Below are 7,782 nucleotides of genomic sequence, written 5' to 3'. Positions count from 1 at the left end.
ATTGGGCATTGGGCATTGGGCATTGGGCATTGGGCATTGGGCATTGGGCATTGGGGATTACTCCCTACTCCCTCTTTGTAAAAAATCGCCGACTAAATAAAGGGAACCACATAAAACAATTAAATCGTCTGTGGTGGCGGTTGAGGTTGCGGCTTCTAATGCTGTGAATAAATCTGGATGTATTTGCCGATCGCTTAATTCTGGACAGAGACTATATGCTAAGTTTGCTAATTCGTGCAGATCGGCGGAAGTTCTACCCGGCCAAGGTTCTACTGGTATTGGTACTAAAAAAAGGCGATCGCCTGGCCGCAGTAAGGCAGCAAAAATATCAGCATGATCCTTATCGGAAAACATTCCCATAATCCAATTGACGGGCTTGTGGTTAACTGCGTCTAAGCTATCGACATAATCGCGCAGAACTTGAGCTGCGGCGGTATTATGTGCGCCATCAAGTAATAATTGATGGTTTTTCCAACTAGTCCATTGCATTCGCCCCGGCCATTTAGTTTTTGCCATGCCGTTAATTATGGCTTCTTCATAAATCTGCCAACCTGATTGTTGGAGAATTTCTAAAGCAGCTAAAGCCAAAGCTGAATTAGTTAATTGAATCTGTCCCGCTAACGCCAACGGATATTTAATTAATTTTGAATTTTGAATTGTTTGATATTCTGCCCATCCTGGATTTGTTTCACGGGCGGGTTGAGGTGTAAAAATTGGGCATTCTAATTCTAAAGCACGCGATCGCACAACTTTCTCTGCATCCGGTGGCAATGTTCCAACCACAACGGCACATCCAGGTTTGAGAATACCTGCTTTTTCTCTAGCAATGTCAGCGATATTGGGGCCAAGTTGCTGCCAGTGTTCCCGACTGATGGAAGTAATGATCGTAACTAGCGGTTCCAAGCAGACATTGGTAGCATCCAAGCGCCCTCCTAGTCCGACTTCTACCACAGCCACATCGACTTGTTGCTGGGCAAAATATAACCAAGCTGCTGCGGTAATTACTTCAAACTGAGTTGCAGAATCGTCACCAGCCCGAATTGCCGCTTGGACTTTTTCTAATAATTGACTCAATTCCTCTGACGAAATTGGCTGTTCATTCAGACAAATACGTTCGTTCCAATCAACTAAATGGGGGGAAGTGTAGCGTCCTGTACGATAACCCGCTTCAGTAAGTACTGAGGAAAGATAGGCGCAAACTGAACCTTTGCCATTAGTGCCAGCAACGTGAATTACCGGGATTTGCTGATGGGGATTGCCGATATTTGCCAATAGATTCACAATGCGATCGAGTCCCAAATGGACACCAAAGCGTTGCAGGGGTTGTATTACAGAATCGATATCCAAGGAAGGGAGTGGGGAGTGGGCTTGCCGTGAGCGTAGTCAAATGGGAGTGGGGGGACAAGGGGGACAAGGGAGACTACTAAACTCAATGCTCAGTGCCCAATGCCCCATTAATCGTTATAAATAAAACCGACTGCCTCTGTGAAGAGAAACAGCCGATTAAAGAGTAATGATATTCAGCCGAATTTAGGCTTCCTTATCCCAAAAACCTTGAATTTGTCTTAAAGCCGCAGCACCAATATTAAACACTGCCCAGCTAGCAGCAATGGCTACTGGTGCTAAAACGATCGCTATACGAAAATCGATAGAATCCATATCTAGAAACCCTCTTTTAAGTAGAAATTAAACTTTTGTCAACTGTCCTCATTTTTATTTTTAGCTGAAGTGGGCAATTTTTCGCAACCTCTATGTAAAGAATCTTTAAATTATTGGGCATTGGGCATTAGGCATTCGGCATTGGGCATTGAGTTTAATAGTCCCCCTTCTCTCCCTTCTCTCCCTTGCCCCCCTTGTCCTCCCCACTCCCCACTCCCTAAGACTTGCTAAAACCGATATCAGTATCCTTACCAGCATGAACTAAAGCTAACTTTTGGTAACGTTTAGCGTGTTCAATCAGTTCTGCGGCTTCAACGTCTGTTACTTCTCGTAACACTTTTCCCGGAATACCGACAACTAGGGATAAAGGCGGTATATTTTTAGTTACCACTGCGCCAGCACCGATAATGCTACCAGCGCCTACTCGTACCCCGTCTAAAATCACTGCGCCAATGCCAATCAAACTTCCACGCTCAATGTAAGCGGAATGTACCACAGCGCGATGCCCTACGGTAACATGATCTTCTAAAATTGTCGGAAAACCAGGATCACCATGTAGAATTGCACCATCCTGAATATTTGTACATTCGCCAATTTCAATCCGTTCAACATCTCCTCTAACCACTGCTCCATACCAAATGCTCACACCTGCTGCTATATTTACCGAACCGATAACAACAGCATTGGCTGCGATGAAGGCCGCTTGAGAAAAATCAGGAGATGTCCAGTAAGAAGCGGTAGACACGATAGAATATGAATATGGTACCCAGGAACACTGGAGAAACTTCAACCTTTGAGGCTGGTTGCACAACCAGGATATCACAGCGTCAAGCCTCTACGCTGAGGAAAAGACTAGTGAACAATGTTCCTGCCGCAACCCCCTGTCTGTGCAGCAGTGAGTAAGTAACCCAAAGTTGTAGAGCCGAAGTGTATAATCAAACCCACTCGCGCTGGTGAAGACAAAATTATGTTTGTACGCACTTCATGATGAATCCAGGCTTGCAGTACCCAATGTTTGGGCCGGAAATACAGTGTCCCCATTGTCGCCAGACTATTCCGGCGCTGACATTAACAGATACCTATTTGTGTACACGTCATGGCGCGTTTGAAGCTAATCCTAAAAATGGAGAGTTAATCCATTTGCAATCAGGGCGTCATTGGCGGAGGTGGAATAATGAATGGTATAGACAGCATACTCATCCCGATGGTATTCGCTTTGAAATTCACGAAGCATTAGACAAGCTTTATACCCAAGGCTATCGAGCAACAAAGGTGATTATTGCTCAACGCTATCAGGAATTGATGAGTGGCTACTTAGAACGCAGCACACCTTGGCGTTCTGGACAACCAGAAGCTATTGCGGCACGTTTGTATGGCTTACCGGTGGAGTTTAGCCCCGATACATCAGAAGATCCCTGTTGGGAAGTGATTAATTTTGACTTGGAAAAAGAGCCTGGCGTCCCTGTGCGCTACCCTTATTTCCGGTTGTTTGAGTAACGGTCATTAGTCATTAGTCATTTGACTAATGACTAATGACTAATGATTAATGATTAATGATTAATTATGCATCACGCTTCGATTCGGACTGCGAATATTCATCGAGCGATCGCTTTCTACGAACATTTAGGTTTTACAATTTCGGAACGCTTTACTACCGGCTACACTCTAGCTTGCTGGATGGAAGGATTGGGCGGCAGAATTGAACTAATCCAAATTCCCGAACCAAAACCAGCCCCAGATGCTTTTGCTGACGAACATTATGTGGGATACTATCATCTTTCGTTCGATTTAACTGAGATTACACCAGATTTACCTAGCTGGTTGACAAGTTTACAAGAACGTGTTTCACTAGCGGCTGCGAGTCAACCCGAAGAATTACAACCGTTGAAGGTACTTTTAGAACCGACACAACAGCAAATAGGCGATCGCATTTACGAAGTAGCTTTCATCGCCGATACCGATGGCTTACCTCTGGAATTCATTCGGGTTTTAGCAAAACTCCCATAATTTAGCTTTTGTTATTACATTTGTTGCTAATATATTGTTTTTCTGTATTGTTTCGGAGGTAATTTAATTTACAGATATATCTGCTAAATACATATTATGGATTTTCCAGATTTTATTTTTAAGCTTATGGCTAGTAGCAGTTTTTTGTTGAGCGATTATAACCTGCTCATAGCCAATATGGAACTACATTTAACAAAGAAAAATACTACTCAACCTTGCTAGCAAAAACAATAATGCCCTCAACACTGACAGAAAATGTCCGCAAAACAGTGCTGGAGAATGGTCTAACTATCCTGACAAAGGAAGTGCATACTGCGCCAGTAGTGACGGTGCAGGTGTGGTATAAGGTTGGCTCACGCAACGAAGAACCGGGCGTGAATGGCATTGCCCACCAGTTGGAACACATGATGTTTAAAGGTACAAAAAATCGTCCGATTCAATTTGGACGTTTGTTTAGTGCTTTAGGTAGTGATTCTAATGCTTTCACCAGCTATGACCAAACTGCATATTACGGTACTGTGGAACGAAACAAGCTAAAAGCGCTCTTAGTGCTGGAAGCAGACAGAATGCAAAATTCCCAGATTGAGCCGGAACAATTGGCGAGTGAGAAGCGGGTAGTTATTTCAGAGTTGCAGGGTTACGAAAATAGTCCAGAATATCGCCTCAACCGCGCCGTCATGCAGGCGGTGTTTCCCAATCACGCTTATGGGTTGCCTGTAGGTGGCACCAAAGCTGATGTCGAGAAATTTCAAGTTGAACAGGTACAGAAATATTACCGCAATTTTTACAGTCCTGATAATGCCGTCTTAGTGATTGTTGGAGATTTTCAAACTGCAAATACCCTCGAAACAGTTAAAGAAGTATTTGGCGAATTAGCGAAGAGGCAGGAGACAGGAGTTATTTCTCCCTCATCTCCCTCATCTTCCTCATCTCCCACCCTGCGGGAAGCTAAAGCTACATCTTCCTCATCTCCCATAGTATTACGAGAACCGGGAGCAGGGCGGCTGTTACAAGTTGTGTATCCGCTACCGGATGCAAATCAACCGGATGTGCCGGCGCTGGATGTGATGGATTACATCTTTACAGAGGGACGGAACTCTAGACTTTATCAAGCATTGGTGGAGTCAGGTTTAGCTAATGAAGTCACAGCATCTGTTACCAGTTTGCGAGAATCTGGCTGGTATGAGGTGTTGGTAACGGCTGGTTCTAAACAAGATTTGAAAAAAATTGACTCAGTGTTGAGCAGCGCGATCGCCAATGTAGCAGAAAAAGGCGTGACATCTGAGGAAGTAGAACAAGCCAAAACGCAATTAATAGCAGATGTAATTTTGAGTAACCGTGATATCACCTCTCAAGCAATGCGATTGGGACATGATCAAACAACTGCTGGTGATTATCACTACACAGACCGCTATTTGGCAGCTGTCCGTCTGGTAAAGCCGACGGATGTTGTCGCTGTGATTAACAAATACCTGAGAAAAGAAGCCCGGACAGTAGGCTTTTTTGAACCAACCCAGAAGCAGATAACAGAGGTTGGTGACAAACCAGACTCAGCCCAAACTACAGAGAATTTCTCTCCTGTAGCACCTGTGCTTCTGTCTGAGGTGGTGAAGTACTTACCGCCTGTAGATTCAGCTACAGATGCGTTGCTTGCCGTCGTTGGCATTAGCGTTGGCGTAGCGTCTGGTAGAGAAGACATCGCCCAAGTATTACCAGAGCAATTTAAATTGACCAACGGACTGCGGATATTACTGTTAAGAGATAATAGTACTCCCACCGTTACCCTGAGCGGACATATTCAAGCGGGGACGGAGTTTGATCCAGATAATCAAGCTGGACTGGCTGCTTTTGTAGCAGCAAATTTGCTAAATGGCACTAATAGCAAGGATGTCTTAACTATTGCCAAAGTCTTGGCGGAACGAGGGGCGAGTCTAAACTTTCAAGCATATAGCGAAGGTGTGCATATTGAGGGTGATAGTTTAGCAGAGGATTTGCCGATACTCGTTGAGGTATTGGCAGATGTTGTTAAAAATTGTACCTTTCCAGTCAAAGATTTGGAACTGCATCGCCAACAAACTTTAACTGATCTGCAACAGGAATTAGATGAGCCATCAGAAGTAGCCAGAAGAATATTTGTTCAGTCAATTTACCCGAAAAAACATCCCTTACACACCTTTCCTACAGAGGAGAGTTTACAGCAGATTCAGCGCCAGGATGTAATTGATTTCAAAGCTAAACATTATCGTCCAGATACGACAGTGCTAGCGCTGGTGGGAGATTTTGATCTGGACAAAGTGCGATCGCTGCTTAAAAATGAGTTTGGTAACTGGGAAGTTAGTGGGGAAGCACCGACATTAAAATATCCCCCGGTATCAATGCCGGAGAAAATAGTCAGTCTCAACCCAGTCTTACCAGGTAAAGCCCAAGCTGTGACATATATGGGTTGCACAAGTATTAACCGTTATGATCATCGGTTTCACGCAGCCTTAGTATTGAACCAGATTTTGGGAGGCGATACCTTATCTAGTAGACTAGGTGCAGAAGTGCGCGATCGCCAAGGTTTGAGCTATGGAATTTATAGCTACTTCCAAGCTGGTAAAAATGCCGGGACATTTTTGATTGAGATGCAGACTAGTCCAGAAGATAGCACCAAAGCGATCGCTAGTACCCGCCAAATGTTACAGCAAATCCATCAGCAAGGCATCACCGCACTGGAAGTAGAAACAGCTAAACGCACCCTCATCAGCAACTACAACGTTTCCTTGGCAAACCCAGAGGAATTAACAGATAGAATTCTGATGAATGAGGTGTACGAATTAGATAAAGTAGAATTGCACTCTTTCACTGATAAAATCCAGAAAGTTACCCTTGCCCAAGTCAATCAAGCGGCTCGTGAGTTACTCCATCCAGATCAAATCCTGGCCGTCACTGCTGGTTCATCTGTATTAGTAGAAAAAACTATTCGCTAATTGGGAACAAATACTTCTCTACGAGAGGCTACGCCAACGACTTCGCTCAGTACAAGTGACAAATATTAATCTAGCTCATCAGGATTCACGCCTAACTGACGCAAACGTTCTGTTAATTGTTCTGCCTTTTGTCTTGCTTGAGCCGCTTCTTGTTTGGCCGTAGCCGCTTCTTCGGTGGGTAGTGGAATTAATTCTCCTGCTAAGGTAAACCACCTTAACCACAACTTAGGAATATCTTGAAATGACCCCTGCCATAATCCCAAACTTAAACCCAACTCTGGTATTGGTAAACGTCCCTCAGTCAAATTCATCGGTTCATAGTGACCGCCTGCTAGCTGAAAAGCTTGGAGTTCATCAGTGTAGCGGCTAAAAACAATATAGTAGGGAATCCGCAGAATTCGTTCATAAACTTCCCATTTGCTGGGAGGTTTATCATCTGCGTTTTTTTTCATACCTAAATCTTCCGCTTCTGTACCTGGAGATAATAATTCTACTACCACAAAGGGATTTGCTGGTTCTTGCCAAGTTACATAACTTAAACGCAAGTCCTCCCCTTTGTAGAGTTTTGATACTCCTACCACACCAAACCAATCTGGGCGTTTATACCATAAAGGATGCTGGAGATCATAGTAGAGATTAAGGTCAGCAGCGCTGTAAACTAATTCTGGATTCCATATAGTAGGTTGAAAAGTTAAGTATAAAAGTAAAGGCTGTAAAAAGTGAAAATCGTCTGGCAAACCTGGTTCCTCTGGGTTGTCACTTGGTAAATCATACATCGTTGGTAGGGTTTCCCAAGGAGGAAGGGGAGGATCAGATTGAGGGATAAAGGGAGGAGAGGAAGTCATAAGGAATTTGGGAGTAAATTGATGAATTATATTGGTAAATGCTATCAGTTGCGGTTAACTAATCTTAGTCAACTGAAACAATATTTTGCTGCCAAAGATTTTGCCAATGACATCTGGACGCAAAAAGTCGAAGCGGGGAAAGCATAAATTAAAGCAGCCATCCATGAACTCGAACTCAAGTCCAATACATCAGGAGTATGCGAATGTGTTATTCTATATACGTTAGCGGCTAAACTGCAAGAATCCCTATAGAACCCATTTGACATCTAAGAAGGTGCTGCTAGTCTCTTAACCATCAGTCG

General features: G+C 43.8%; 7 protein-coding genes and 1 pseudogene. 4 read left to right on the top strand and 4 right to left on the bottom strand.

Annotated features, from left to right (window positions below):
• Nucleotides 1-57: 57 nt before the first annotated feature.
• The 3 genes from HWQ38_RS26400 to HWQ38_RS26390 form a co-directional block, all read right to left on the bottom strand.
• The gene (locus tag HWQ38_RS26400; protein ID WP_292799537.1) at nt 58-1,347 is read right to left on the bottom strand and encodes a folylpolyglutamate synthase/dihydrofolate synthase family protein; all 1,290 of its coding nucleotides are present in this window, start codon (nt 1,345-1,347) and stop codon (nt 58-60) included.
• 183 nt (nt 1,348-1,530) lie between these two features.
• Nucleotides 1,531-1,659 (bottom strand): photosystem II protein Y, encoded by a 129-nt coding sequence (locus tag HWQ38_RS26395; RefSeq protein ID WP_292799534.1) that lies wholly within the window; start codon nt 1,657-1,659, stop codon nt 1,531-1,533.
• Between the two features lie 217 nt (nt 1,660-1,876).
• Nucleotides 1,877-2,404: a gamma carbonic anhydrase family protein gene (locus HWQ38_RS26390; RefSeq protein ID WP_292799531.1), complete on the bottom strand. Its 528-nt coding sequence runs from the start codon at nt 2,402-2,404 to the stop codon at nt 1,877-1,879.
• Nucleotides 2,405-2,643: 239 nt separating this feature from the next.
• On the opposite strand from HWQ38_RS26390, the gene HWQ38_RS26385 reads away from it, so the two are divergent.
• The 3 genes from HWQ38_RS26385 to HWQ38_RS26375 all read left to right on the top strand — a co-directional run bounded on the left by HWQ38_RS26385 (nt 2,644) and on the right by HWQ38_RS26375 (nt 6,635).
• On the top strand, nt 2,644-3,156 hold the full coding sequence (locus HWQ38_RS26385) for a TIGR02652 family protein (RefSeq protein ID WP_292799528.1): 513 nt from the start codon (nt 2,644-2,646) through the stop codon (nt 3,154-3,156).
• Nucleotides 3,157-3,222: 66 nt separating this feature from the next.
• A complete protein-coding gene (locus HWQ38_RS26380; protein ID WP_292799525.1) occupies nt 3,223-3,666 on the top strand; it encodes a VOC family protein in 444 nt (147 codons plus the stop codon).
• A 233-nt stretch (nt 3,667-3,899) separates the two neighbouring features.
• Complete coding sequence (locus HWQ38_RS26375) at nt 3,900-6,635, top strand: pitrilysin family protein (RefSeq protein ID WP_292799522.1); 2,736 nt, start codon at nt 3,900-3,902, stop codon at nt 6,633-6,635.
• A 65-nt stretch (nt 6,636-6,700) separates the two neighbouring features.
• Here HWQ38_RS26375 and HWQ38_RS26370 read toward each other — a convergent pair whose 3' ends face one another.
• Nucleotides 6,701-7,480 (bottom strand): Uma2 family endonuclease, encoded by a 780-nt coding sequence (locus tag HWQ38_RS26370; protein ID WP_292799519.1) that lies wholly within the window; start codon nt 7,478-7,480, stop codon nt 6,701-6,703.
• 30 nt (nt 7,481-7,510) lie between these two features.
• Between HWQ38_RS26370 and HWQ38_RS26365 the strand changes: the two are divergent.
• Nucleotides 7,511-7,624: pseudogene (locus tag HWQ38_RS26365) on the top strand (copper-binding protein); the annotation flags it as partial.
• Nucleotides 7,625-7,782: the final 158 nt, after the last annotated feature.

It is taken from the genome of Nostoc sp. NMS7, from assembly GCF_017115085.1.
GTDB lineage: Bacteria > Cyanobacteriota > Cyanobacteriia > Cyanobacteriales > Nostocaceae > Nostoc.
Note: the sequence above shows the minus strand (reverse complement) of the source record. Positions and strands in the feature narration are given on the sequence as shown.

Bases quoted from the DNA above. Each gene is read 5' to 3' on its own strand.
- HWQ38_RS26395 (WP_292799534.1), bottom strand. From the start codon at position 1,659: ATGGATTCTATCGATTTTCGTATAGCGATCGTTTTAGCACCAGTAGCC.
- HWQ38_RS26385 (WP_292799528.1), top strand. From the start codon at position 2,644: ATGATGAATCCAGGCTTGCAGTACCCAATGTTTGGGCCGGAAATACAG.
- HWQ38_RS26380 (WP_292799525.1), top strand. From the start codon at position 3,223: ATGCATCACGCTTCGATTCGGACTGCGAATATTCATCGAGCGATCGCT.
- HWQ38_RS26375 (WP_292799522.1), top strand. From the start codon at position 3,900: ATGCCCTCAACACTGACAGAAAATGTCCGCAAAACAGTGCTGGAGAAT.
- HWQ38_RS26370 (WP_292799519.1), bottom strand. From the start codon at position 7,480: ATGACTTCCTCTCCTCCCTTTATCCCTCAATCTGATCCTCCCCTTCCT.